The sequence below is a fragment of the Faecalibacterium sp. OM04-11BH genome (genome assembly GCF_003482185.1).
GTDB lineage: Bacteria > Bacillota > Clostridia > Oscillospirales > Ruminococcaceae > Faecalibacterium > Faecalibacterium tardum.
This window is the reverse complement of record NZ_QULS01000005.1, coordinates 114,787-140,764: the sequence shown is the minus strand read 5'-3', so window position 1 is coordinate 140,764 and position 25,978 is coordinate 114,787. Positions and strand designations below refer to the sequence as shown.

Below are 25,978 nucleotides of genomic sequence, written 5' to 3'. Positions count from 1 at the left end.
ATACTACAAGTGAAGTGCAATAGATGCAAAGAAACCCTGAGACTTGATCTGGCATTTAGATGCCGGTGATTTTCCAGTCATTTTAACAAATACGGGTGCATTGCACCCTGAATATGGACTGTTCGCTCCGAGCAACGGGCCATTGCCGCAAGGCAATGTATGAAACGTGCTCCAAATAGCCGGGCAACAGCTGATTGAGAGATTTTCTTTGAAGATCCCTCAGTTGGTTGTTGTCCGGCTATTTTTTTAGCCTTCAGGAAGCCTGCTCCCGTAAAAAGGAGCAGGCTTTATGTTTGTCCGTTTTTCGTGGATGCCCCAAGCGGCTAGATATCCGTAGCAACTCCGAGTTTTCGACTTCTCACGCTTTATCGAAAATTTGGAGGTCACACATGAGTTTTGATCCGAATGCTATTGGTAACCGTATTTTTACTTTGCGTACAAATGCGAAGTTATCGCAGGAAAAACTTGCTGAAAAACTTGGTGTTTCCCATCGCCACCTCGGCGATCTTGAAAGGGGAAGCTCCAATGGCTCTGTAAAAATCCTGATCGATATTGCAGAATACTTCCATGTCAGTATGGATTATCTTCTTTTGGGCCGAGATCCTTCTAGGGATCAGTTTCAAAATGAACTGCAAGCCGCTATAGATCATCTTGAAAAAATCAAAGGTCTTTTATAATCACTTCAACAAGAAACGCTCCTGCCGGTTTTACACCGACAAGAGCGTTTCTTGTGTTATTCAAAAATATCGGCAAGGGTAAGCAGCTGTATTTCTCCGCGTTCCTGTGCCTGAAGTAGTCCGTCCGTAAATCCGCCTTTCGAGAAAATGTAGTAGTGGTAGTTTGTTCCTTTCCCAAAGACTGCTGCATATTCCCGAATCAGTTCCAGTTCGTCCAAACCGATTTTTTCATTGCGATATTTGCAGGAGCCGATGATATAGTCATTGCCCTCAACCGGCCTACCGACAATATCGATTTGTATCTGCTTCTTTTTTTGAGGGTCGGTTCCCCACCACTGCCCAATCTCACTCAACTCGATAGGAAGATCATTCGCATAATAGAGCAAGTAGTCTTGGCACATCTTCTCAAAAATCAGACCCATATAGTCTGGAAAATACTGCTTCACCGCATGGGGGTAGGTCTTTGCGATCCGCCCCGAATCAATGGCACTTGCATTGACCGGCACAAAACGGTACCAAAAACGAAAAAAATTGTCTGCCAGAAGATAGATCGTTTTTTTGCCCGGTTTCTCAGTGATCGGCGTTTCCTTTTTGACGATTCCAAGGTCTATCAACGTTTTGAGGTACTTCGCCACCACAGAGTTTTCTTCACCAACTTTCGTGGTGATATCATTCAGGCGAGAAGCCCCCTCTGCAATTGCCTTGATGATTGCATTATAAATTGCTGGCTCACGCAGCTCCTGCTTTAACAGGTTGGCCGGTTCCTCATAGAGGTAGCTGGAACGGTCAAACAAGTTTTCCATCAGTGCTTCATCTACGCTGTCCCGAACATCCAATTTGTTGATATAATGCGGAACGCCGCCTGTGATGCCATAAATCAGGGCGTTATCTTCCTCGGACAGATTCGGATGGAACACCGCTGTTTCCTTGTAATCCAGCGGCATGATCTTGAATTGCGCTGTTCTGCGCCCATACAGAGGGCTTTCTTTGCCCAAAACCTGACTTTCCATAAAACTCATGGACGAGCCACACAGGATCAGGTACATTTGGGACTCTGTCCATTTATGGTCGATGATGTGCTGAAGCATTGCGGAAATAGCGGGTTTAGCCTTTGCAAGATAAGGATACTCATCAATTACAAATACGATCCGCTGCTCCTTGGAGAGAGCTGTCAGTTCGTCCAATGCTGCATCGTAGGTTGTAAATTCCGGAGATGATTCTGCATTGGGTCGTTCAAAACTCATGATTGCCTTGGACAAGGCTTCCAGATTTTCTTTTCCGGTCGTATTCAAGGCAGAGAAGAAAATGGTCGGTTTATCCTTGCAGAATTCATTGATCAGCGCAGTTTTTCCAACACGGCGTCTGCCGTAAATGACAACGCATTCAAACTTTCCATTCTCATATCGTTTGTTTAACTTCCGAAGTTCCTCATCGCGGCAGTAAAATCGGCTCATTTTGTTCCCTCCCCAAAGTGTATTTATCGAATTTATATACTCGTAAGTTAGTTTCTTACGAGTATAATACTTCATTTCTTACATAAAGTCAAGAAATATATTTTTGACGGCTCATCGAAAAACAGGAACTATACTTCCTATTTTCCTCAAAAATTGTGAACTCTGAGTTCCTGTTCATTTCGTTCCGCATCGGTTACAATACAGCCATAGCTTCGGAAAGCGTTCAAAGCAGCCCTCAAGCTATCCCGCCCCTTGAAAATTGAACACGCATTCTTCAGTCACGTTCCTGTGATGATGAGCCACGTCCGTAACAAATGCGATGATCTCCCACTGAGGGAATGAGCGGTAGGTTGACGGTAAATGGATGACAGCTTCTCCATAGCTAAGAGCCATCACAGAATAATGATACTTCTGCCTTCGGGCAGCTCGGTGAGAACCACGGAGAGGTGAGAACCCTATGGATTCGGTACGCTGCCGGACGGCTGAAAGATTTCCCACACGAAAACTGAGTTTTCGTTTTCCGGGGATGTCGGGGACAAATACGGAAAGGTATAGAACTATAAATCACAGCATTTTTGCTGTTTGAGATAGTAGGGTGGGCTGTGCGAGCAGCCCACTGTTACATATACGGATAGAAAGGAGAAATCCAAATTGGCAACACGAGGCAAAAAAGAGAAAAAGTATCCGCCTATGCCCGCAAACTGGATGTACAAGCGCGGGGATGTCTACATGATGGATCTGAATCCTTACAGCGGTTCCGAACAAGGCGGCATCCGACCTGCCATTGTTGTCCAGAACGATGACGGTAATTTTTATTCCAATGTTCTTCTGGTCGTTCCGCTGACAACACAGATCAAAAAGCGAAATATGCCGATGCATTTTATTCTGCACAATCGCTTTTTGAGTGCGCCATCTATGGCGATTTGCGAAAGTCCGCGCCCCGCAGATAAATCCAGAGTGTTAAGCTACCTTGGGCACCTGTCCAAATATGAAATGCGGCAAGTGTCAGTGTGTCTGCAATACAGCTTTGGCTTCATTGGGTATAAGTCATTCCGAAAATACCTTACGGCTCCTCCGCAGGAGGATGTTCTCGCCGCTGCAAAAGAGCTGCTCTCCCAGCAGTTTCAGAATCTTCGTGTGCTGAACAGTCAGCCCCCTGCTCTCACCAAGCACACAAAAGGCGATTTACATAGCATTGAGCAGATATCGGAAAGGATGCTCTCCACCCCAACAGAATCTTCTGTTGAGTTCATGGTCGCAGAACTGGATGATGCACTTCAATCGCTTATGTTCCGCTGGAATATCTGTTATGAACGGTATTCCAGTTTTCACTTATCCGATAACGAAAAGAAGAAAATCGGTTTGATTATCCAATCAGGAATTGATTTTCTGCAAAAGAAGAAGGAGGTTCCTTTATGATGAACGCAGTTGTAAAACCTTACCATGAGATGTGCCTGAACAGCAGCGAACTGATCGTGCCGCGCGACACTTATCAGCGTGCTCTTCACCCCGCTCGTGTTGCCCGCATCGCAAAAGAATTTGACGAGCGGGTTGCCAATGAGCCGAAGATCAGCTTCCGGGATGGTCACTACTATGTGATGGACGGACAGAACACCATCGCTGCACGGAAATTTCTGAACGGCGGCGAAGATTTGCAGATTCGCTGCAAGGTTTATTTTGGTATGACAGAACGAGAAGAAGCCCTCCTGTTTGCACAGCAGACAGGCATTTCGGAACGGCTGAGTGCAGGACAGAAGCTCCGTGCCCTGATTTTTGCAGGGGAGCCTGCTGCCGTTGCATTCCAGCAGGCCACCGAATTGGCTGGCGTTCATCTTTCTTTTGAAGAAGGCCGGGGCAAGCAGCGGATCAGCTGCATCGCAACCGCCTATCACGAATTCATCCGGCTGGGTCCGGAACTGTATATCGAATCCCTTGATGTTTTGCTGAATGCGTGGAACGGAGAACCTGATTCCATGAGTTCTGCAAATCTGCTCGGCATCTGCCGCTTTGTAGAACTGTACCACTCCGAATACAGTAAAAGCCGTCTGATTGCCAAACTGCGGCAGGTCGATGCATTCACGATTTTTCGCCTTGCACGAACCGCAGGCGTAAGCCTTCCCGGCAAGACGAAGTACCTTCAGCAGGTCTATACTATTTATAATGGTGGCAGCCGCCGGGCTGCATTGCCGCTCAAGTTTTAACTTTAAGTATATTTAACGAGGTATTATCCAATGATTATCCATGAAGAACCTTCGCCCAACTCGGTTTCCTCCCCTGTTTCCACAGCAAAGGACAGCCGCTGCTATACCGTAGGACCTGATGGAAATGCTGCTCCTGAGCCGTCCCACTGTCTACCGTCTACTGAAGCAGAACGAATTCCGCTGGTTCAAGGTAAGCGGCGCTTACCGTATTTCCAAAGCCAGCTTTGAAGCATGGCTCAATGATGGCACTGTTGAACGCAATCCTGCTGTTTGACATCCTCAACATTTCACGCGAAATCTGCTATTCTTTAGCCGGGATGAGAAATCCCGGCTAAACTTTTACATAGATAGAGAGGTGTCTTTCATGGATGATATGCGGAATACTTCGGCTCCCTTATACGGAAAAGCTGAACCTGCCACTACCAAAACCACCATGTCGGTTCGTGAGATGCGGCAGCTTCTCGGCCTTGGTAAAACAGACAGCTATTGGCTGCTTCATAAGAATCTCTTTGAAGTCATTCTGATAAACGACAAAAGGCGTATCGTTATTTCCAGCTTTGAGAAATGGTATGCCAATCAGGTCAAATATCATAAGGTCAATGGTTCGCCACCGGGCGAGGAACTTTGCAAACGGTCCTATTCCGTTCCTGACGCCGCCGAGATATTGAAGGTGAAACCCGAAACGATCTATACACTCATCCGACAGGGCAAGTTGAAAACAGAAACGGCAGACTTCTGTATGAGAATTCCCAAAGAGGACTTTGAGCGGTGGTACCGATCACAAAGTCGCTACCGCACAGCAGCCGACCGTGAGCGTGACCGGGAGATTGAAGCGCAAACCATCTCCATCCCGGAAATGGCAAAACTACTCGGTATCCCACGCAAGAATGTTTATGGGATTCTTGATTGCAAAAAATACCGAGATTGTTTCGTCATTGAGCGCGTGGCCGACAGGCCGCGCATTACCAAAAAAAGTTTTAAGGCATGGCTTAAAAGCCAATCTACATACCAACTTCAAAAACCGAAAAAAGAAACGCATGAGGAGCCGCCGCTAAAACTGCAATGTCCCAAGAATGGGAAATACTACAGTTTTCAGGAAATTCAGGCTTTTTACGGAATCAGCCGCCCAACACTTGACTCGTGGGTTCTCAAAGAAGGAATTCCAACGATGAAGTTGGGAAGGGTAAAACGCATCCAAAAAGATGCTTTCGATGAAGTTCTGAAGTCCAAACGTAAAGTAGAGGAGGATGTATAATGGCTAGCATTGTCAAACGCAATAACCGATACTGCGTTGTCTATACCTACAAACACACTAATGGAACGCTAAAGCAGAAATGGGAAACCTTTACCGACCTTGCAGATGCCAAAAACCGTAAGAAAGAGGTCGAATACAAAGAATCCGTCGGTACCTTTGTGGCACCCCAGTGCCGAACTCTAAAAGACCTGCTTAAAGAATACGTCACCCTGTACGGAAGAACCAAATGGGCACTTTCAACCTATCAATCAAACACTGCACTGATTTCAAACTACATAGAACCGCTTATCGGCTCAATGAAGCTGCAAGATCTCACCACCCGCGTAATTGAGGGATATTATCAGCGGCTGCTTAAATACGAAGCCGTTGACCCTATGTGTGGAAAGCGTCAGCATCAATACGTTTCTCCCGGCACGGTTCGTTCGGTTCACAAAATTTTGAGAAGTGCCTTTGAGCAGGCTGTAAAGTGGGAACTTATGGAAAAGAATCCCTGTATTTATGCCACCTTGCCCAAATACACTGCAAAGAAGCGTGATATCTGGACTGCCGAGACCCTGTTCCATGCCTTAGAAGTCTGTGATGATCCACGGCTCCGGCTTTGCATCAACCTCTCCTTCTCTTGTTCCCTGCGCTTAGGGGAATTGCTCGGTCTGACATGGGATTGTGTGGATATCTCCCCCGAAAGCATTGAAGCCGGGCGAGCCTCCATTTACATAAATAAGGAATTGCAGCGTGTAGATATTGCTTCGCTGAACGCCTTGGAAAATAAAAATGTCATCACTCGTTTTCCCTCGCTGAGTTCCCGCTGCACCACGGTCCAGGTTCTGAAAAGCCCTAAAACAGACAGCAGTATCCGAACCATTTTTCTCCCCAAAACAGTTGCTGAAATGCTTGTCCACTATAAAGCCGAGCAGGACATGACAAAGGACGCACTGGGTGCAGAGTATGCAGACTATAATCTCGTGGTTGCCGGCCCGCTGGGAATGCCGACCGAACAATCCACCATTAACGGTGCATTGAAGCAGCTGATTGAGGAAAACGATCTCCCCAAAGTGGTTTTCCACAGCTTCCGACACTCCAGCATTACATACAAGCTCAAGCTGAACGGCGGCGATATCAAAGCCGTGCAGGGCGATTCCGGTCATGCACAGGCTTCGATGGTCACCGAGCAGTACGCACACATTCTGGATGATGATCGGCGTTTGAACGCACAACGATTCGACGATTTCTTCTATCAGCATCATGGTGCAGAGCCTGAAGCCCTCCCTCGCGCAGAGCAATCCACTCCTAAAGCCAGTCCAGTCGATACAGATGCGGCAGCAGCTCTTGCTAAACTGCTGGCTGACCCCTCTATGGCTACACTCATTAAAAATCTTGCAAAGAACCTATAAGCCTCTATACATAAACAGCGGCAGTTTTCCGTATATGGAAAACTGCCGCTATCTGTTTTAGGATGATCCCGTTTCTTTGTGTTTTTTCGCCTTAGCTTCCTCTATGTCCATCTTCAGCTGATGTGTAAGCTGTTTTACATAATCGAGTGAAACTTCATAGCCTTCTGCGATTTTTTCTGCCGGCATCCCATCAAGGATACGGGAGATCACAATGTTCTGAGTGGCTTGTTTTCTCGACTCTGCAATCATTTCCTCAATAGAGGGGCAATGTTTATTATGCATCCAGTTCAAGTAATCCAAGCGTTCAGCTTCTATCCGTGATAAAAGCCTGACTGCATAGAAATTGTCATCCACCTCGAAGCGAACTTCCTCTCCGGGTTTAACTTCAAGTTTTTTCAGCACCTCATCCGGGAGTTTTACCGTTCCATCTTCACTGACTACAATGTTAAATTTCTTTTCCATTGTACACTCCTAAAATCACGCAAAATTCTTTGTGCACAGTGCCTATACTTCCATAAGAATACCATAAAACCGTTCTTTTTACAAGATGAAGTATACTTTCCACTACATAGGTCAGAATCCTTTTATATTGTGTTCTGGCCATGTTCCTATTGCAACTGCGATTCCGACATGGTATCATAAATCCAGAAACAGGCTTCAGCTGCTTTTTGCAACTGGTGTTCTTCTGGTGCCATGAACAGCCACACGCCTCCCAGCTAATGAAAGGTGGGCATTTTACAATGAACCTTCCACTTTTCATTAGCTCTGCTAATTTTCTGCTAATGAAAAGCCTTTTACTCGCTTTATTTCGGGGTTTGTGTTCTTTACTTAGATTGACAGCGCAACAAAAAATCCATTGATAAAGCGTTACTTGTTTTACCTACTTTTGCCTAGGATTTATAGCTTCAGCCCCTACTCCTAAGCGGAAGGCCGTGTGTTCAAATCACATCGGGGACGCCAGTGCAAAAACCAAGCCCGGAAGGTCTATGAACCCTCCGGGCTTGGTTTTTTCTATTGAAAGCGCCGCCACAGCGCTCACACCAGCCTTGCCCCGGCGTGGGGCAAGCTTTCTGCGCCAAGGCTTTGCAGCTTTTGGGGCAGGGCGGCAAGGTCGCCGCCGGTATAGTACCACCCGGCAGCCAGCGCTGCCAGTGCCAGCAGCAAAAGCACCGTCAGTACCTTGCCCAGCCGGTGATGCTTCGGGTTCAGCGGCGTGGGCGGCGCAGCCGCAAGAACGGCAGGGGTCAGGGCTGCATCCGGCACAGCTCTGCCGTAAGGCTGCCAGTTTGTGCCCCCAGCCTGCGGCAGACCACAGGCGGCACGGCGCAGCAGATCCAGCAGCCACAGGCCGGGGTTCTCCTCCGGCGATACGCACCGCAGCCAGCAGCCCTTTTTGCTGCCCACCAGCAGCAGGCGGCTTTGGGGCAGCTCCGCACAGCCCGCTACCAGCGCGGCACCGGTCATCCGCTGCATGGCCTGCACCCGCGCCAGTGTGCGGGCAGGCTCTGCCTGCGGTGCTTTGCGCAGCTTCCGGCTGAGCCGGGCGTTGAGCGCGGCGTTGGCGTAGCTCATGGCCCCAAAATCGAACACCTTTTCCGCGCCGGGAAGGTTTTCCAGTCGGGTCTCCAGCAGCGCCCCGGCAGCGGCATCGCTGCACACCAAAAGCTTGCGGTGCTGCTCCAGCGCCTGCACTGCGGCGGCGGCAAGGGTCTGTTCCCCTTCCCCGTACAGCGCCGGGGCAAGGCTTGTCCGCAACTGCTGTACCGCCCGGTGCAGCTGCTGCGGGGTGCTGCTTTGCAGCGCCACCAGCGTTTCCGCACCCCGGCTGCGGCAGTGCACCGTGCCCTGCCAAGTGTCCGGCAGGGCTTCCACAGCCTTTTGCACGGTCTGCTCCGGCGCACCGAACAGCCGCAGCACGCAGCCCGCCGGGCGCTCTTCCTTATTTGTCATGACGCATCCCCCCCTGCGGCCGCAGGGGCCGCCCTTACTCTGCCCGCAGGGTCTCGTCCAAGGCGGTCAGGGCGGCGGGGTCATGCTGTGCGCTTTCGGGCAGCACCTGCGTACCGGCTGGGGTCTTGCCCTGCGCCAGCCGCAGCGCCAGTTCCAGCGCAGTCTGTGCGGCGCGGGCGCGGATGAGTGCACGGTCCGGGCGGGAGACGAACAGCTTTTTCACATAGACCTTGTCTCCCCGGGCAGCGCCCAGATACACCGTGCCCACAGGCCGGACGGCATCACCGCCGCCGGGGCCTGCCAGACCGGTAACGCTGACCGCGATATCCGCACCGGCGGCCTTTGCCGCGCCCAGCGCCATCTGCGCCGCCACGGGAGCCGACACCACATTATATTGCGCAATGACCGCCGGGTCTACCCCGACAAGCTTCGCCTTGGCCTGCTCCCAGTAGGTCACAAAGCCGTAGCCGAACACCTCGCTTGCGCCGGACACGTTGGTCAGGCGCTGGGCGATCATGCCGCCGGTGCAGCTTTCGGCTGTGGCAATGGTCAGGCCGTTGGCCTGCAGCGTGTGCACCACCGTCTCTTCCAACCCGGCGACATCCTCATCATACACCGCATCGCCCAGCAGATCATAGAACTTTTTGGCGTAGGCGCGGCACATGGTCTGTGCCTCGGTGTCGTTCTGTGCCCGGGCGGTGATGCGGATCTCGCACTCACCGGTCTTGCAATAGATGGCGGCGGTGGGATTCGTGTTTTCCAGCAGCGGACGCACCCGGTATTCCAGATTGCTCTCGCCGCCAAGCACCCGCAGCGTCAGGCTGTGCAGGGCGCAGCTTTGCCGCGCCAGCAGCAGCGGGCGCACGCTTTCCTCCCACATGGCCTTCATCTCGTGGGGCACGCCGGGCATCAGCACGGCACAGTGACCGTCCTGCTCGAACCATGCACCCGGCGCGGTGCCGTGGTGGTTGACCACCTTATGCCCATGCACCGGCACCATGGCCTGCTTACGGTTGTTGGGGGTGGTCTCGCGCCCGGTGCGGGTAAAGAAGTCCACGATCTTCTGCCACTCGTCGGAGTCAAAGGTAAGGGTGTCGCCAAAGCAGGCGGCCACCGTCTCCTTGGTCAGGTCGTCCGCCGTGGGGCCCAGCCCGCCGGTGAACACCAACAAATCGCACCGTTGCTTTGCTTCGTTGACAAAATCTGCCAGACGGTCATGGTTATCGCCGATGGTGCTCTGCCGCCGGACGGTGATGCCCAGTGCAGCCAGCTCCCGGCTGAGGTACTGGGCATTGGTGTTAAGAATGTTGCCGAGCAGCAGCTCGGTACCCACACTGATGATCTCTGCTGTCATGGACAAATCAACCCTCGAATTCTACCTGATCGGTGATGCGCACCCGGATGCGCTCGGTCTGTTCTGCGGCCTCGGCCTCCAATGCGGCAAGGCCGGGCATGGCGGCTTCGGCGGCAAGGATCTCCTCCAACTCGGGGCGGATCTTCGGGTGCGGCGGGGTGAAGATGGTGCAGCAATCCTCGTAGGGCAGGATGCTGGTCTCAAAGGTATTGATGTGGCGGGAGGTCTCGATGATCTCGGTCTTGTCCATACCGATGAGCGGGCGCAGGATGGGCAGATCCTGTGCGGCATCGGTGCACTGCAAAGCCTTGACGGTCTGGCTTGCCACCTGTGCCAGACTTTCGCCGGTGACCAGCGCTTCGCAGCCCTGCTTTTTGGCGATCACGTTTGCAATGCGCATCATGCTGCGGCGCATCAGCACCGTGAACAGCACATCCGGGGCGTTGTCCCGAATGTATTCCTGCGGTTTGGTGTAGGGCACCACGAACAGGTTAGCGCTGCCGGTATATACGGTAATAAGCTGCGCCAGGGCCTTTACTTTTAGTTTTGCACGCTCAGAAGTATACGGAGGGGATGCAAAATGGATGTGATCCAGTGCCAGACCGCGCTTTGCCATACGATAGGCCGCCACCGGGCTGTCGATGCCGCCGGAGAGCATATTCAGGGCACGACCGCTGGTACCCACAGGCAGACCGCCCTCGCCCGGTATTTTCGGGCCGTGAATATACGCACCGTAATCGCGAATTTCCACGATGACCTTGAACTGCGGGTTATGCACATCCACCTTCAGGTAGTTGTGCTTGCCCAGCAGGTAAGCGCCCAGCTCCCGCATCAGCTCCGGGCTGGTCATGGGGTAGGTCTTATCGGCGCGGCGGGCTTCCACCTTGAAGGTGCGAATGCCGTGCAGCGCGCTGCCCAGATAATCCTCAGCGGTCTGGCAAATGGTATCGAAATCCTTTTCGCACACCACGGCGCGGCTGAGCGCGGCAAGGCCGAACACCTTGCTGACCCGCTCAAAGGCTAGGTCCATATCCACGTCCTCTTCCTCGGGTTCCATATAAAAGGTGGACTGGGTGCAGTACACCTTGAACTTGCCCACCGTCTTGAGACGGTAGCGCAGGATCTTCATCATGGCTGCTTCAAACTGGTTGCGGTTGAGGCCTTTCAGGGACATTTCGCCCTGATAGCCCATAATAATTTCCTTCATAAATGTTGCATCTCCTGATGTGGGATTTATAATGGCCTCCGCTTTCGCTCTGGCCATATTCAGCGGATGAATGATTTTTATCTGTGAATGGAAAATGACCGCAGTCATTTTCCATTCACTCTTTCACAAATCGGGGTCGTGCAGGCAAACTGTATCTTCCCATAGAACGGCTTCCGTTTTTACTTTCTGATCTTCTGCAAATGCTTCATGCCGTCCTCGAAGCGGTTGAGGAAGGCATCCACATCCTCCGGGGTGTTGTCGGCGCAAAAGGACACCCGGATGGCGGTGTCGATGGCAAGCGGGTCGCGCCCCATGGCTGCCAGTGTGTGGCTGGGCTGACCGCGCCCACAGGCGCTGGCCGAGGAAACGTAGATCTGCTCTTCGGCCAGAAAAGCCAGCATGGTCTCGCTCTTGATGCACATCTCGCTGAAGTTCAGCACCTCGGGCACGGCGTTCTCCGGGCTGTTGATGACCACCTCCGGGAAGGCCTTCAGCCCCTCCCGCAGCTGCCGGTTCAGCGCACGCATGGCGGTGTCCCGGCTTTTCATGGTCTTGGCCAGACGGGTAGCCGCTGCGGCCAGACCCATGGCGTAGGGCAGATTTTCAGTTCCGGGGCGCATCTGCCGCTCCTGCTCGCCGCCCAGATAGGGCGGCTGGAAGGCCTGCACCAGCCGGTCGGAAAGGTAGAGCACACCAATGCCCTTGGGGGCATGGATCTTGTGGCCGCTCACCGAGAGCGTATCGATGTTGTCCAGCTTGATGGGCACACGCATCCACGCCTGCACCGCGTCCACATGGACGATGGTGCGGCTGTTGCGGCGCTTTACCTCGGCGGCAAGGCGTTCCACATCGTTGCGGGTGCCGATTTCGTTATTCACCATCATGCAGGCCACAAGAACGGTGTTTTTGTCCACCCGCTCCAGCATGGCGGTAATGTCCAGCGTGCCGTCTGCCCGGGGTGCTACCACGGTAACGTCGTAGCCTTGCTTTGCCAGCCGCTCCAGCGGCCGCTGCACGCTGGGGTGCTCGAAGCCGGACACCACGATGCCCTTGCCAAAGGTGCGGGTCTGCACCGCGCCCAGCAGCGCCAGATTATTGCTCTCGCTGCCGCAGGAGGTAAAGTACAGCTCCCGGCTTTTGCAGCCCAGCGTGCGCGCCACGGCGGCGCGGGCGGCGTTCAAAGCCTCTTCACTGCGCGCGCCCGGGCCGTACAGGCTGGAGGGGTTTGCCCAGTGCTCCCGCATGGCCTTGTTTATGACGTCCGCCACCTCGGGCGCTACGATGGTGGTGGCCGCGTTGTCCAGATAATGTAACTGAGGGTTTTGCAGCATATATGGATTTCCTGCTTTCTGTCGTTGTTTTCATAATAACCCAGAATAAGTATAGCACAAACCCTTGGATAACGCAAAAAATTTTCTGCATTTATGAGTGATTTTTCTCTTTTTTTGTAACTGTACCTCCTTGACAAACACCCCGGTGGTGTGCTATCTTTACAGCATAGACCGCATCCCTGCTGACGGAACCTTGTGGAGCACCACAGTGCAGGGGTGCATGGGATGTCAATGCCGACCGTCTGGGCAGCCTTGCGCAATTGCTGCGCAAAGCTGCCCTTTTTTGCTATCAAGGAGGATGTCTGTATGAAGACCGATATCGAGATTGCGCAGGAAGCCAAAATGAAGCCCATCACCCAGATCGCCGCCCAGCTGGGTCTGAAGGAGGAAAGTGTGATCCCCTATGGCCGCTACAAGGCCAAGATCGACCACCGGCTGATCCACAACGCCAAAAAGCAGGGCAAGCTGATCCTTGTCACCGCCATCAGCCCCACCCCTGCCGGTGAAGGTAAAACCACCACCAGCGTGGGTCTGGCCGATGCCATGAACGCACTGGGCAAAAAGACCATGCTCTGCCTGCGCGAGCCCAGCCTTGGCCCCGTGTTCGGCGTAAAGGGCGGCGCTGCCGGCGGCGGCTACGCACAGGTGGTGCCCATGGAGGATATCAACCTGCACTTTACCGGTGACCTGCACGCCATTGGCACCGCCAACAACCTGCTGGCTGCCATGATCGACAACAGCATCCAGCAGGGCAACCCGCTGAACATCGACCCCCGCCGCATCACTTGGAAGCGCTGCATGGACATGAACGACCGGCAGCTGCGGTTCATCGTGGACGGTCTGGGCGGCAAGGTGAATGGCACCCCCCGCGAGGACGGCTTTGACATCACCGTGGCCAGCGAGGTCATGGCCATCTTCTGCCTTGCCACCAGCATCTCCGATTTGAAGGAGCGGCTGTCCCGCATCGTATGCGCCTACACCTACGACGGCAAGCCGGTGACCGCCGGTGAGATCGGCGCAGCCGGTGCCATGACCGCCCTGCTGAAGGATGCACTGGACCCGAACCTTGTGCAGACGCTGGAGAATAACCCCGCCATCATCCACGGCGGCCCCTTTGCCAACATTGCCCACGGCTGCAACAGCGTGCTGGCCACCAAGCTCAGCCTTTCGCTGGCAGACTACACCATCACCGAGGCAGGCTTCGGCGCTGATCTGGGTGCGGAGAAATTCCTGGATATCAAGTGCCGCTATGCCGGTATTGCTCCCTCTGCCTGTGTGCTGGTGGCTACCGTGCGTGCCCTCAAGAGCCACGGCGGCGTAGCCAAGGCCGATCTGAACCAGCCCAACCTCGAAGCTGTCAAGGCCGGTGCCTCCAACCTGATCCGTCACATCGACAACCTGAAGAACGGCTTCGGTCTGCCGGTGGTGGTAGCCATCAATGCCTTCCCCACCGACACCGCCGAGGAGCAGGCCTATGTGGAGCAGGTGTGCGCCGAGCAGGGCGTGCCCTGCGTGCTGAGCGAGGTATTCGCCAAGGGCGGCGAGGGCGGCAAGGCACTGGCTGAGAAGGTGCTGGAGATTTTGGAGGATCGTCCCATCCAGTACACCTACCCGCTGGAGATGCCCCTGAAGGACAAGATCAACGCCATTGCCACCAAGATCTACCGCGCCGACGGCGTGAACTTCAGCGCCGCCGCCAGCAAGACGCTGGCCGAGCTGACCGAGATGGGCTACGGCAACCTGCCCGTCTGCATCGCCAAAACCCAGTACAGCTTCAGTGACAACGCCAAGCTGACCGGTGCGCCCACCGGCTTCACCATGGAAGTGCGCGAGGTGCGTCTGGCCGCCGGTGCAGGCTTTGTGGTGGTGATCTGCGGCAACATCATGACCATGCCCGGCCTGCCCAAAAAGCCCGCCGCCGTGAACATCGACGTGGACGCCGACGGCAAGATCACCGGCCTGTTCTGATAAAAGAGCCTGATAAAACACAAAAGGCGCTGTCCGCAAGGACAGCGCCTTTTACGTTCTTTTTCACTCCATGGTGTGGCTGCAAAGGTATTTTACCCATGCGGCGTAGCCCTCCGGCTTGATGTGGTAGCCGTCCGGCTGGGCATAGCTTTCAATCAGGTCGCCGTTTTCGTCTGCCAGTACCTCCCAAAGGTTCAGGAAATAGCAGTCCTTTTCCAGCGCAATGGCGGCAAGTTCGTTGTTGATGTGACACAGGCGGTCCCGGTTTAGCCCTGCGTGGTTTGCCTGTGTGCCCACCTCCGGCCGTACCGGCGTGATGGACTGCACATAGATCTTTGCATCCGGCAGCGCCTGACTGATCATATCCAGCATCAGGCGGTAGTAGGTCAGAAAGCTGGTGTAATCGGTGTCCCGCCCCAGCACATTGCTGCCCAGCAGTACATAGACGGCCTTGGGCTGCTGGGCGGTCAAAGCGTCCAACGGGATCTCCGTCACGCCGTCCGCCCGCTTGCAGCTGGTGCCGTTGACAAAGGCGTTGGGGCCTACCCCCTTATAGGCGCAGAACTGCGCCCCGGGCAGACCGGTATCGTAGATCTGCAAGCCCTGCGTCAGGCTGTCACCCACAAAACTGACCTGTGCAAACCAGCTTTTTTCCACCGGAGCGCTGGCCGGCAGCGCTGCCATGCGGAAGTCCAGCGCGGTCTCGGTGCTGTCCTCCAGCGTCTGCACCCGGAGCTGCCGCGCCAGCGGGTAGTTGACCGTGTTCCATGTATTATCCGTGGTCACCTGCCGCAGAATGGTGTTTTGACTCAGGGCAGTATCCACGCGCTCCCGGTGCAGCACCTTCCACAGAATGCCGATGGCGCTCAGCAGCGCCACCAGCGCCAGAAGGGCGACGATGATAAACACCCTGCGCCAGCGCCGGTGCAGGATGCGCCGCCGGTATTCCTGATAATCTGCCATTGTCGTTCCCTCACTTCCGGCCCGGAATGCGGGCTGTTCTATTTATAGTATAGCATAACTGCACCCAACAGCAAACCCCATTTGCCAAAAATGTACTGCCGGTTTTGCACGGTACGGGGCTGTTTTGGTGCAAAACTGACAGAGCACTGCCGCAAACGCTTGCATCCCATAGGCAGAATGTGTTATACTAAGGTGAATCAAACGACAGGGAGGCTTTCACGATGGCATATACACCGAAACTGACTTATAAAGGCAAGCCCCTCGTCCGCAAGGACAACGAGCTGTATTACGGCAGCATGACCGATCCCTATGTGCTGTATCTGCAGATCCTGACCACCACCCCGGTGGGCGAGCAGCAGGTAGCCGACAAGGTACACCTGATGCTGCTTTCTACCGATACCACCAAGGCACCGCAGGAGCGCGTAGCGCGTCAGACCACTAAGCACGGCCTGTACAATGCGCTGGACATCGGCGGCATCTGGCTGCAGAAGGCCAACGAGACCCGCTGAACCAAATTAAAATGAACAATGCCGGACAGTCTGCGGACTGCCCGGCATTGCGTTTTTACAGGGACGATTTGGAATGGCCTTCGCGTGCGCTTTGGCCATATTCATAGGAATTTCTTTTTTAGATTGCAATTTTGGAAAATCTGCGGATTTTCCAAAATTGCCTTTTCACGGGCGATGAAGAAGCGTTTACTCCTCGGTCACCTCAAAGTCCAGCGGCTCACCGCAGTTGGGGCACTTGGGTGCGCCGTCCAGCAGCTCATCCTCCTCAAATACGGCGGTCTTTCCGCAGGCGGGGCAGGTCACCTCGTACTGCACAGGGGCGTCCTTGGCTTCGTCCTCGTCGCCTTCCAGTGCGACCTCAAAGGTCACACCGCAGTGGGCGCAGTTGGCTTCGCCTGCATCCAGATCATCCTCGCTGACGTAGACGGTCTCGCCGCAGGCGGGGCAGGCTACCTCGTAGAAGGGCTCGCTGGCGATGTCGTCATCTCCCGCATCCTCATCCTCGTCGGCTGCGTCGTCGTCCTCGTCCTCGGCATCCTCGTCCTCGTACAGGTCGGCTTCCAGATCCTCCAGCTCCTCGCTCAGATCGTTGATCTGGTCGTAGGCTTGGGTCAGATCCTCGTCCATGGCGGCAATGGCATCGGCCATCTCGCCCAGCAGAGCGGCCATGGCCTTGATGATCTTGCCCTCTTTGGTGCTCTCATCCACGCCCAGACCATCCACTAAGCCCTGCAGGTAGGCTGCTTTCTTGTTCAGTTCCATCTGAAATGCCCTCCTAACTTATCATAAAAAAACCGGGCAAACGGTTGCCCGCTGCCCGGTATGCGACAAATGATCAGACGCGCTCCATATACTCGCCGGTGCGGGTATCGATGCGGATGTGATCGCCCTCGTTGATGAACAGAGGCACACGAATCTCGGCGCCGGTCTCAACGGTAGCGGGCTTCAGGGTGTTGGTAGCAGTGTTGCCCTTGACACCCGGCTCGGTCTGGGTGACTTCCAGCTCGATGAAGTTGGGGATCTCAACGCTGAACACCTTGCCCTTGTAGCTCAGCAGCTTGCACAGCTCGTTCTCCTTGCAGAACTTGAAGTTGTCGGGCACGTCGGCTGCGTTGACGGGGATGTCATCGTAGGTCTCGTTGTCCATGAAGTGGTACAGGTCGCCATCCTCGTAGCTGTAAGTCACGTCCTTACGCTCGATGAAAGCCTGCGGGAACTTTGCGGTGGGGTTGTAGCTGGTCTCGACCACAGAGCCGGTGATGACGTTCTTGGTCTTGGTACGGACAAAGGCAGCGCCCTTGCCGGGCTTGACGTGCTGGAACTCAACGACCTGAAGAACCTGGCCGTCCTGCTCAAAGGTCACGCCATTGCGAAACTCGCCTGCAGAAATCATAGGAATTCCTCCATAAATTTAATCTCAGATGCTTAACGCATATCTCTATTTATTTTACCCAATCTGCCCCTGTTTGGCAAGGGGTTTGGGCAAAAAAGACGATAAAAACACAAAATTTTTTACACATTCCGCGCTGCGCGGTACATTTGCTGCATGGCGCACGCATCCTCGGCCTGTGTGCCTGCGCTCTCACAGATGACCACCGGCGCAAGCTTCCGCTCTGCCAGCAGCTCCATCAGGGGCTGAGGCTCCGGGCCGAACTGAGTATCGGCAAAGGTCCAGTGGCGCTTTTCGCCGCCCGCCGAGTACTCGATGCGGGAAAAATGCACATGGAACTGCCTGGCGCGGTCATCGCCCAGCACCTCAGCCATGCGGTCCAGAATGGCGGCATAGTCCGCCTTGGTCTGGATGCCGCCCAGCGTGCGGGCGTTCAGGTGGCCGAAGTCGATGCAGGGGGTGATGCGGCTGTCCACGCCGCACAGCGCCAGCACCTCGTCCAGCGTGCCCAGCTGCCCTACCTTGCCCATGGTCTCCGGGCACAGGGTCATATCCCCAAAGCCTGCCTCGTCCAGCGCAGACACGGCGCGGCGCATGGTATCCAACGCCTTTTCCAGCGCAGCTTCCCGGCTCTGCTTGCCGCAGCTGCCGGAATGGAAGATGATGCGTCTGCCGCCCAGTGCCCGGCACACCGCCGCGCTTTGCAGCAGGTACTGGATGCTGTTCAGCCGCTTGTCCTCTTCCAGACTGGACATACTGATATAATAAGGTGCATGGACGCTGAACAGGATGTCCCGCTCCGCTGCAAGGGCAGCCATGCGGGCGGCCTTATCCAGCCCCAGACGCACCCCACGCCCGCACTGGTACTCAAAGGCGTTCAGTCCCATTTTGGCGGTGTACTCCGGCACATCCAGACTGCTTTTGTAGCCTTGGGCGGCAAAGCTGTCGCTGGTACCTGCAGTGCCGAACCGGATGTTCCAAGCTTCGCTCACAGGGTTTTCCCTCCCCGGTCGTAGTATTTCTGCCAGTGTTTCTTTTCCCACTTGCGCTTGAGGATGACCTGCGCACCCAAATCCGGCCCGCGGGGGATGACCATCAGCCCGGGGATGCCGTACAGCGCCGCCACCATGCGGTCGGCGTAGAGCTGGTCGCCCACCATGGCCATCTGGCGGTGCTTCACGCCCATGCGGTGCTGTGCCACCATCAGCGCAAAGGGCAGGGGTTTGGCTGCGCGGTACAAGTAGGCAAGCCCCAGCTTTTCAGCAAAGGGGCGCACCCGCTTTTCTGCACCGTTAGAAACGATGGTCAGCTTTACCCCGGCTTTGCGCATGGCGGCAAGCCACGCGGCCACCTCCTCCGGCAGCTCCTGACTGCGGTCTGCGGTCAGGGTGTTGTCGATATCCAGCACCAGCGCCGTGATGCCCTTGGCGGCAAGCCATTCCGGCGTGATATGGGTAACGTCCTTGAAAACATATTCGGGGGTAATGAGCATAAATAGACCCTCTCAGTCTGCCCTGCGCAAAGCAGCTTTAAAATGAAAATAGGGGAACCTGCATAAACAGGCTCCCCTACATCGGCGTTAGCAACGCGTTTAAAATCTAAAGCAACGTGCGATTCCAAGCAAGTGATTACTTGAACTTGCGCTTGCGGGCTGCTTCGGACTTCTTCTTGCGCTTAACAGACGGCTTCTCGTAAGCCTCGCGCTTACGAACCTCTGCGAGCACACCGCTGCGAGCAGTGCTGCGCTTGAAGCGACGCAGTGCGCTTTCCAGCGACTCGCCCTCTTTAACACGAATTTCCGACATCTTATTCCCTCCCTTGGACCGTGAGGCAGGAATTTCGTTGTTACATGGTAACTAACAGTAGACAGTATAGCGCATTTTATCCGGTTCGTCAACCTTTTTTTGAAAGTTTTTGCTCAAAACTTTTGAAAGATTTTTGAACAGACGCTCCCGGGTGTTTCCTGCGCTAAATCCGCCTCTGCGGGTGATGATATGTTCACGCTTATTCAGCGGAGCAGCAGTTCTCAGCCCTTGGCAGCCAGATTGACCAGACGGCCCTTGACGTAGATCTCCTTGACCAGCTGCTTGCCCTCCAGTGCGGCAGCCACAGCGGGGTCTGCCTTGGCGGTGGCAATGGCGTCCTCGGCGGTGATGTCTGCGGGCACCTTCAGGCGTGCCTTCACCTTGCCGTTCACCTGCACGGCGATCTCCACAGCAGCCTCCACGCACTTGGCTTCCTCGTAGGCAGGCCACGGATAGTAGGCCAGCTGCTCGTCGTGGCTGTGCCCCAGCTTCTCCCACAGCTCCTCGGTCATGTGGGGAGCAAAGGGGTTCAGCAGCTGCACCAGCGTCTCAAACTCGGCCTTGGTCGCGCCACCGTTGTCGTACAGGGCGTTGACCAGCGTCATCAGCTGGGCAATGGCGGTGTTCATCTTCAGGCTCTCGATATCTGCGCTGACCTTCTTGATGGTCTGGTGCATCAGGGTCTCCATGGCGGGGCGGTAGCCCTCGCCCTCCACCAGTTTATCGCTCAGTGCCCACACGCGGTCAAGGAAGCGGTTGCAGCCCGCAATGGCAGAGGTCTGCCACGGTGCAGCCTGTTCAAAATCGCCCATGAACATCTCGTACAGACGCATGGTGTCGGCACCGTACTGATCCACCACCTCGTCGGGGTTGATGACGTTGCCAAGGCTCTTGGACATCTTCACGATGGGATGGCGTGCCATCTCGCCGTACTTCTCTTCCAGTGCCTTCTCGGCGGCCTTCTGGCTGCCGTACTCCTTGAGCAGCTTCTCCTGCTCCTCAGCGGGCAGGTTGACAAAGCTGTGGGGGTTCAGGCCAAGGATCATGCCGTGGGCGGTACGCTTCTGGTAGGGCTCTGCCGTGGGCACCACACCGATATCGTACAGGAACTTATGCCAGAAACGGCTGTACAGCAGGTGCAGGGTGGTGTGCTCCATACCGCCGTTGTACCAGTCCACCGGAGACCAGTATTCCAGTGCTTCCTTGGAGGCCAGAGCATCCTTGCAGTGGGGGTCCATGTAGCGCAGGAAGTACCAGGAGGAACCAGCCCACTGGGGCATGGTGTCGGTCTCGCGGGTAGCGGGGCCGCCGCAGCAGGGACAGGTGGTCTTGACCCAGTCCTTATGGCGTGCCAGCGGGGACTCGCCGTCCGGACCCGGCTCAAAGTCGGTGATGTCCGGCAGGGTCAGCGGCAGGCTGCTCTCGGGCAGGGGCTGCCAGCCGCACTTGTCGCAGTGCACCATGGGGATGGGCTCGCCCCAGTAACGCTGACGGCTGAACACCCAGTCGCGCAGCTTGTAGTTGACCTTATCGCGGCCCTTGCCGTTCTCTTCCAGCCAAGTGATCATCTTCTTTTTGGCATCGACCACGGACAGGCCGTTCAGGAAGCCGGAGTTGACCAGCGTACCGGTAGCCACATCGGTAAAGGCAGCTTCGTCCAGATTGGACGGGGTGTTGCCCTTGACCACCTCGATGATGGGCAGGCCGAACTTCTTGGCGAATTCCCAGTCGCGGGTATCGTGGGCAGGCACGGCCATGATGGCGCCGGTGCCGTAGGTGGACAGAACGTAGTCGGAGATGAAGATGGGAATCTCGGTCTCGTTGACCGGGTTAATGCCCATCACGCCGTCCAGCTGCACGCCGGTCTTTTCCTTGTTCAGCTCGCTGCGCTCAAAGTCGCTCTTGCGGGCAGCTTCGGCCTGATAAGCCTTGACCGCATCGGCGTTCTTGATGATGCCCTTTTCCAGCCATGCCTTGAGCAGGGCGTGTTCCGGGGAGATGACCATGTAGGTAGCACCGAACAGGGTATCGCAGCGGGTGGTGTACACGGTCAGGGTGTCCCCTGCGGTGGTGCCGAAGTTCACCTCGGCACCGTGGCTGCGGCCGATCCAGTTCTTCTGTTGGGTGGACACGCGCTCGATGTAATCCAAGCCGTCCAGACCGTCGATCAGCTTATCGGCATAAGCGGTGATCTTAAGCATCCACTGGCTCTTGACGCGGTGCACCACCTCGCTGCCGCAGCGCTCGCACACGCCGTTGACAACTTCCTCGTTTGCCAGCACGCACTTGCAGCCGGTGCACCAGTTGACGTTCATTTCCTTCTTGTAAGCCAGACCGTGCTTGTACAGCTGCAGGAAGATCCACTGGGTCCACTTGTAGTACTCGGGGTCGGTGGTGTTGATCTCACGATCCCAGTCAAAGGAGAAGCCCAGCGCCTTGAGCTGGCTGCGGAAATGATTCACGTTGCTCTTGGTGACGATGGCCGGGTGGATGTGGTTCTTCATGGCGAAGTTTTCGGTGGGCAGACCGAAGGCGTCCCAGCCCATGGGGTACAGCACATTGTAGCCGTTTTTACGGCGCTTGCGGCTTACCACGTCCAGCGCGGTGTAGCTGCGGGGATGGCCGACGTGCAGGCCCGCACCCGAGGGATACGGGAACTCCACAAGGGCATAGAACTTGGGTTTTTTGTGGTCGATCTCGACGTGGAAGGTCTTTTCGTCCTCCCACACCTTCTGCCACTTGGCTTCAACAGCCTTGTAATCATACTTCATGTTTGTAATCAGCTCCAGACTTTAACCAAAATACCGTTGCTTGTGGGTGTGTATGCTTTTAAGGTACTTCCGGTACAAACCTCTCTGCCAAATCCCCCGAGGGGAAGCTTTTCTGCCAACTTTCCCTATTGCGCCGCAATAACGGAGCGGGTTCTGCCAGAAGCAAACCTTTTTGCCTTAATTATTCAATGCTGCTATCCGGGGTCAGGTACTCCGAGATGTCCACCGGCTCGCCGTCTGCCCACAGGTGCTCCAGATCATAGTAAGCGCGGCTGTTGGGCACAAAGACGTGCACGATGACGTTGGAGTAATCCAGCAGCACCCAGTTCTTGGTGTCGTGACCCTCAACGCTGTAGGGTTCCAGACCCTTCTGCGAAAGCTCGTACTCCACCTCGTCGGCCAGAGATGCCACCTGCGTGGTGGAGGTACCGGAGGCGATGACGAAGTAATCAGTCAGGACGGTCAGGCTTTCCACCTTGAGCACCCGCACATCCTGTGCCTTTTTCTTGTCCAGGATCTTGGCGATCTCAATGGCAAGCGCCTTGCTGTCGTTGAAATTATCCATGTGTTTCTCCCTTCTGTCGGAACATCCCCGCACCCGGTGTGCAGGGCATTGTTTTTGTTGTTACTGTCCGGTGCCCGCTGCCTGACCATCAGTGGTCACAGCGCCGGAAAGGTCGGTATCGCCGCTGAGGATGGCGTCGTCGGATTCCTTATCGATGCGTCCCATATACTGCACGTTGGCATCGGTGGATGCGTTGCCATGGGGCCACTGGTCGGTGACCATGTGCAGCTCGCTTACCTCCACCGGGCCGGTGTAAGTGCAGAAATACTGGTTGAGCAGGTTTGCGATGGAACCGGCATCCGGCACCACGCAGGAATAACCGGCAAAGGAGTCGGTCTTGCCCACGTTGGGCACACCCATGAACACCGGCGTCTGCGCCAGAATGATATTGGAACTGTCGATCTTGAGGAAGGATGCCAGCAGCTTTGCGATGGTGGTGATATCCATATCCGTGTGGATATAGTCCTTGAATATCAGCGGCAGCTGGTTCAGGATATCGGTAATGCCCATGGCGCGGGCGCGCTTGAACAGACCTGCGTAGAAGTAGCGCTGCATATTCAAGCGGTCGATATCGGAGTTTGCGTAGCCGTCGCCGTGGCGGCAGCGCACAAAGAACTCTGCCGAGGCACCGTTCAGATTGCGGTAGCCCTTCAGCAGCTTACTGCCGCCGTAGGACATATCCCGGGGGATATACACCTCGATGCCGCCGAAGTTATCCACCATTTCCACCAGTGCCTGCATATCGATGGTGACATAGTAGTCGATGGGCAGGTGGTACTGGTCGTAGATGACATCTGCCAGCGCGGCAATGCTGCCGCCGTTGGAAAGCGCCACCGAGTTGATCTGGTAGTTGGAAACGGCATAGGTCTTGCCGTTGGAGAGGGTCAGTTTGCGGTTCTGGGTGGTCACCAGCGTATTGCGAGGGATCTGCAGCATCCGCAGCGCACCGCCCTTGATATCGAACTGGCAGTACAGGATCATATCCGTCATGCCGTCGTTGGAGCTGGCGTCGCTGTAAGAGCGTCCCTCTTCAAAGTCGATGCCGCAGACCAGAATGTTGACCACATCGCCCTTGTACTCCTCGGCGGTCTGGATCTCCTGTACGATGGAGGGGGCGCTTTCTGCCGGGCGGATGCTGTCCTCCACCTTGTTCACAAGGCTCACACCGTACACCACCACACCGGAGATCACGGCGATCACCCCCATCACGATGGCAAAGGGCAGCCACAGCGGGGTCTTTTTCTTCTTTTTGCGGCGGCGCGGTGCATTATCCCCGCCCATGTCGGGCTGTGCCGGGCGGCGGGGCGGGGCGGCGTGCTGCGCCCCGGCGGTGCTGCGGGTGTTCTGCTCCGGGGCAGTCTTAGGGGCGCGCGCCGCCTGATCCGGGCGGCTGAGCGAGCGGTCTGTATTGATATGGCGTGGCGTCTGGCTCATGCTTTTTGTATCCTCCAGCTTTTCACTGCTCTGCAGAGTTTTTTACTTGCAGACCTGTCATATCCTTCAGTATAGCATGGTACGGCAAAATCTGCAATGTTTTATCCGGGGATGACCGGAACCATTTTTAACCGGCGTCCGGCGTTTCATCCTTCATTCTGCCCGCTGTGCGCTAAGATATCCTCGTAGGCAGCCTTGCTTTCGGGGTCAAGGGGCTTGCCCTCGGACAGCACAAAGCCGTTGGTCTGCTTGAGCGCCGCCAGCATGGCGGCGTCCAAGTCCTTCATTTCCAGCTTGCGCAGCTTTTCCACCCCGGGCCAGTCCCGCTCGGCACTGGTCATATCAGCCAGATACAGGATCTTGTCCAGCTGGGTCATGCCCGCCTTGCCTGCGGTATGGCAGGCGATGGCGCTGAGCACGGCTTCGTCCGTAACGCCCCACTCGGTACGCGCCAGAATGGCGGCGCAGATGCCGTGCCACACCGGCGTGGGGCGTGCTTCGCCGCCCTGTGCATACTCCGGGTGTGCCTGCATGATGGCGCGCATTTCGTCCTTGGGCAGTTCCTTGGCGGAATCGTGCAAAAGCGCCGCCAGTGCGGCCTGCTCCGGGTCGGTGCCGTAGTGCTTGGCCAGCTTGACGGCCATTTTTTTCACATTGATGGTATGCTCGTAGCGCTTATCGCTCAACCGACTGCGCACAAGCTCCTTTGCCTGTTTCAGCTCCATTATCTGCTACTTCCTTCTGTATTCCGGTATAGTCCCTCCCGCCGGATGACGGCGCGCACCATCTCCGGCAGTTCGGTTTTGCACTCCTCTCCGGCGGCAAGCCGGGCCCGCAGCTGGCTGCTTGCCATAGGCAGCGCCTGCACGGGGGCAAACAGGATGCGTCCGCCCGACGGGTCCAGCTGCTTTGCCTTTGCGTGCAGCGCCGGGGCATCGCCGATATCCCGGCTGGTGACCACCACCCGCGCAATGCGCAGGATATCCTGCCAGCGGTGCCAGCCCTCAAAGCTGAGCAGCATATCGCTGCCAATGGCAAGATACAGCACAGCGCCCGGATTTTCCCTTGCCAGCATTTCCAGCGTGAGCACAGTATAATTGCGGCTGCCCGCTGCGGCCTGCGCCACCTCCCAGCCGCTTACTTCCAGCGGCGGCATACCCGGCTCCTGCGCCAGTGCCGCAAAGCACCGGCACATTTCCAGCCGCAGCGCACCAGAGGCATTCGTTCCCTGCTTAAAGGGGGAAGTACCTGCCGGCATCACCACGATCTTATCCGGGCGCACGCGGTCTGCCGCTGCACGCAGGTTATTCAGGTGGCCGTTATGGGGCGGGTCAAAGCTGCCGCCATAGAGAAGGATCTTCATCTTACTTCAGCAGGGCAGCGTAGGCGCTGTCCTTTTTCTTCTGCAGATACAGCACGAACTTGGAGCCGATGACCTGCACGCAGTCTGCGCCGGTGGCCTCAGCCAGCTTGGCAGCGGCCTCACGGGCGTTGTACATACTGTTTTCCAGCACCTTGAGCTTGATGAGCTCCCGGGCATCCAGACAGTCCTTGACGCCCTGGATCAGGGTCTCGTCGATCTCGCCCTTACCCACGATGTAAACGGGGTCCATGGTATTTGCCTTGCCGCGCAGAATAGCGCGCTGTTTGCTTGTCAGCATAGTTTTTCTCCTTTATTTTCAGGTTGATATTTCGGATTTTTCAATTTCACTTTTTCACGGGAGGTGACCCGAGCGGTAGGCACGTTTCTCTT

At 55.7% G+C, this 25,978-nt stretch carries 26 protein-coding genes and 1 riboswitch; of the genes, 8 read left to right on the top strand and 18 right to left on the bottom strand.

All coding sequences use genetic code 11. The features are described from left to right. Window positions 1–389 precede the first annotated feature (389 nt). On the top strand, window positions 390–677 hold the full coding sequence (locus tag DXB44_RS06665; protein ID WP_005928332.1) for a helix-turn-helix transcriptional regulator: 288 nt from the start codon (window positions 390–392) through the stop codon (window positions 675–677). 56 nt (window positions 678–733) lie between these two features. On the opposite strand, the gene DXB44_RS06660 is transcribed toward DXB44_RS06665, so the two are convergent. Further along, complete coding sequence (locus tag DXB44_RS06660; RefSeq protein WP_055185881.1) at window positions 734–2,131, bottom strand: ATP-binding protein; 1,398 nt, start codon at window positions 2,129–2,131, stop codon at window positions 734–736. Window positions 2,132–2,782: 651 nt separating this feature from the next. Between DXB44_RS06660 and DXB44_RS06655 the strand changes: the two genes are divergently transcribed. The 5 genes from DXB44_RS06655 (at window position 2,783) to DXB44_RS06635 (ending at window position 6,978) form a co-directional block, all read left to right on the top strand. Further along, complete coding sequence (locus tag DXB44_RS06655; RefSeq protein ID WP_243111068.1) at window positions 2,783–3,550, top strand: type II toxin-antitoxin system PemK/MazF family toxin; 768 nt, start codon at window positions 2,783–2,785, stop codon at window positions 3,548–3,550. Next, window positions 3,547–4,332: a DUF6551 family protein gene (locus DXB44_RS06650; RefSeq protein ID WP_055185880.1), complete on the top strand. Its 786-nt coding sequence runs from the start codon at window positions 3,547–3,549 to the stop codon at window positions 4,330–4,332. Before DXB44_RS06655 ends, DXB44_RS06650 begins: the two co-directional genes overlap by 4 nt. Before the next feature lie 118 nt (window positions 4,333–4,450). Further along, complete coding sequence (locus DXB44_RS06645) at window positions 4,451–4,606, top strand: helix-turn-helix domain-containing protein (protein WP_242651624.1); 156 nt, start codon at window positions 4,451–4,453, stop codon at window positions 4,604–4,606. Between the two features lie 90 nt (window positions 4,607–4,696). Further along, window positions 4,697–5,587 (top strand): helix-turn-helix domain-containing protein, encoded by an 891-nt coding sequence (locus DXB44_RS06640; RefSeq protein ID WP_005928318.1) that lies wholly within the window; start codon window positions 4,697–4,699, stop codon window positions 5,585–5,587. Further along, window positions 5,587–6,978 (top strand): site-specific integrase, encoded by a 1,392-nt coding sequence (locus DXB44_RS06635; protein ID WP_113992753.1) that lies wholly within the window; start codon window positions 5,587–5,589, stop codon window positions 6,976–6,978. The genes DXB44_RS06640 and DXB44_RS06635 overlap by 1 nt, the downstream gene beginning before the upstream one ends. 57 nt (window positions 6,979–7,035) lie before the next feature. Here DXB44_RS06635 and DXB44_RS06630 read toward each other — a convergent pair whose 3' ends face one another. From DXB44_RS06630 to DXB44_RS06610, 5 genes are all read right to left on the bottom strand, one after another. After that, window positions 7,036–7,440, bottom strand: coding sequence for an AbrB/MazE/SpoVT family DNA-binding domain-containing protein (locus DXB44_RS06630; protein ID WP_118658155.1), 405 nt, complete (start codon window positions 7,438–7,440; stop codon window positions 7,036–7,038). A gap of 573 nt (window positions 7,441–8,013) precedes the next feature. Further along, window positions 8,014–8,928, bottom strand: coding sequence for a CinA family protein (locus tag DXB44_RS06625; RefSeq protein ID WP_118658154.1), 915 nt, complete (start codon window positions 8,926–8,928; stop codon window positions 8,014–8,016). A gap of 34 nt (window positions 8,929–8,962) precedes the next feature. Next, window positions 8,963–10,282, bottom strand: coding sequence for a competence/damage-inducible protein A (locus DXB44_RS06620; protein WP_118658179.1), 1,320 nt, complete (start codon window positions 10,280–10,282; stop codon window positions 8,963–8,965). A 7-nt stretch (window positions 10,283–10,289) separates the two neighbouring features. Next, on the bottom strand, window positions 10,290–11,489 hold the full coding sequence (gene thiI, locus DXB44_RS06615; protein ID WP_015536741.1) for a tRNA uracil 4-sulfurtransferase ThiI: 1,200 nt from the start codon (window positions 11,487–11,489) through the stop codon (window positions 10,290–10,292). Between the two features lie 179 nt (window positions 11,490–11,668). Then, complete coding sequence (locus DXB44_RS06610) at window positions 11,669–12,820, bottom strand: cysteine desulfurase family protein (protein ID WP_118658153.1); 1,152 nt, start codon at window positions 12,818–12,820, stop codon at window positions 11,669–11,671. A 168-nt stretch (window positions 12,821–12,988) separates the two neighbouring features. Further along, window positions 12,989–13,075: riboswitch (ZMP/ZTP riboswitch) on the top strand. Between the two features lie 51 nt (window positions 13,076–13,126). Between DXB44_RS06610 and DXB44_RS06605 the strand changes: the two genes are divergently transcribed. Beyond that, window positions 13,127–14,788, top strand: a complete 1,662-nt coding sequence (locus tag DXB44_RS06605; protein ID WP_199680572.1) for a formate--tetrahydrofolate ligase — start codon at window positions 13,127–13,129, stop codon at window positions 14,786–14,788. A gap of 63 nt (window positions 14,789–14,851) precedes the next feature. Here the strand turns inward: DXB44_RS06605 and DXB44_RS06600 are convergent, their stop codons facing one another. Continuing rightward, complete coding sequence (locus DXB44_RS06600) at window positions 14,852–15,751, bottom strand: GDSL-type esterase/lipase family protein (RefSeq protein ID WP_118658151.1); 900 nt, start codon at window positions 15,749–15,751, stop codon at window positions 14,852–14,854. Window positions 15,752–15,972: 221 nt separating this feature from the next. Between DXB44_RS06600 and DXB44_RS06595 the strand changes: the two genes are divergently transcribed. Continuing rightward, on the top strand, window positions 15,973–16,260 hold the full coding sequence (locus tag DXB44_RS06595) for a hypothetical protein (RefSeq protein ID WP_005928286.1): 288 nt from the start codon (window positions 15,973–15,975) through the stop codon (window positions 16,258–16,260). Between the two features lie 186 nt (window positions 16,261–16,446). Here the strand turns inward: DXB44_RS06595 and DXB44_RS06590 are convergent, their stop codons facing one another. The 11 genes from DXB44_RS06590 to DXB44_RS06540 form a co-directional block, all read right to left on the bottom strand. After that, entirely contained in the window at window positions 16,447–17,022 is a 576-nt protein-coding gene (locus DXB44_RS06590; protein ID WP_097784948.1) for a CD1247 N-terminal domain-containing protein, read from the bottom strand. A 73-nt stretch (window positions 17,023–17,095) separates the two neighbouring features. Further along, entirely contained in the window at window positions 17,096–17,653 is a 558-nt protein-coding gene (gene efp, locus DXB44_RS06585) for an elongation factor P (protein ID WP_005928281.1), read from the bottom strand. Window positions 17,654–17,772: 119 nt separating this feature from the next. After that, a complete protein-coding gene (locus DXB44_RS06580) occupies window positions 17,773–18,642 on the bottom strand; it encodes a TIM barrel protein (RefSeq protein WP_118658150.1) in 870 nt (289 codons plus the stop codon). Beyond that, window positions 18,639–19,142, bottom strand: a complete 504-nt coding sequence (locus DXB44_RS06575) for a YqeG family HAD IIIA-type phosphatase (protein WP_005928274.1) — start codon at window positions 19,140–19,142, stop codon at window positions 18,639–18,641. Before DXB44_RS06575 ends, DXB44_RS06580 begins: the two co-directional genes overlap by 4 nt. A 136-nt stretch (window positions 19,143–19,278) precedes the next feature. Further along, on the bottom strand, window positions 19,279–19,455 hold the full coding sequence (rpsU, locus tag DXB44_RS06570) for a 30S ribosomal protein S21 (RefSeq protein ID WP_005928271.1): 177 nt from the start codon (window positions 19,453–19,455) through the stop codon (window positions 19,279–19,281). A gap of 221 nt (window positions 19,456–19,676) precedes the next feature. Next, the gene (gene leuS, locus DXB44_RS06565) at window positions 19,677–22,226 is read right to left on the bottom strand and encodes a leucine--tRNA ligase (protein WP_118658149.1); all 2,550 of its coding nucleotides are present in this window, start codon (window positions 22,224–22,226) and stop codon (window positions 19,677–19,679) included. A 181-nt stretch (window positions 22,227–22,407) separates the two neighbouring features. Continuing rightward, window positions 22,408–22,791, bottom strand: a complete 384-nt coding sequence (gene rsfS, locus DXB44_RS06560; protein WP_005928262.1) for a ribosome silencing factor — start codon at window positions 22,789–22,791, stop codon at window positions 22,408–22,410. 60 nt (window positions 22,792–22,851) lie between these two features. Next, on the bottom strand, window positions 22,852–24,225 hold the full coding sequence (locus DXB44_RS06555) for an LCP family protein (RefSeq protein WP_243111066.1): 1,374 nt from the start codon (window positions 24,223–24,225) through the stop codon (window positions 22,852–22,854). 146 nt (window positions 24,226–24,371) lie between these two features. Further along, window positions 24,372–24,950, bottom strand: a complete 579-nt coding sequence (gene yqeK / locus DXB44_RS06550) for a bis(5'-nucleosyl)-tetraphosphatase (symmetrical) YqeK (protein ID WP_118658148.1) — start codon at window positions 24,948–24,950, stop codon at window positions 24,372–24,374. Beyond that, on the bottom strand, window positions 24,950–25,588 hold the full coding sequence (gene nadD, locus DXB44_RS06545; protein WP_055185868.1) for a nicotinate (nicotinamide) nucleotide adenylyltransferase: 639 nt from the start codon (window positions 25,586–25,588) through the stop codon (window positions 24,950–24,952). The genes yqeK and nadD overlap by 1 nt, the downstream gene beginning before the upstream one ends. 1 nt (window position 25,589) lies before the next feature. After that, entirely contained in the window at window positions 25,590–25,886 is a 297-nt protein-coding gene (locus DXB44_RS06540; RefSeq protein ID WP_005928250.1) for a YhbY family RNA-binding protein, read from the bottom strand. Window positions 25,887–25,978: the final 92 nt, after the last annotated feature.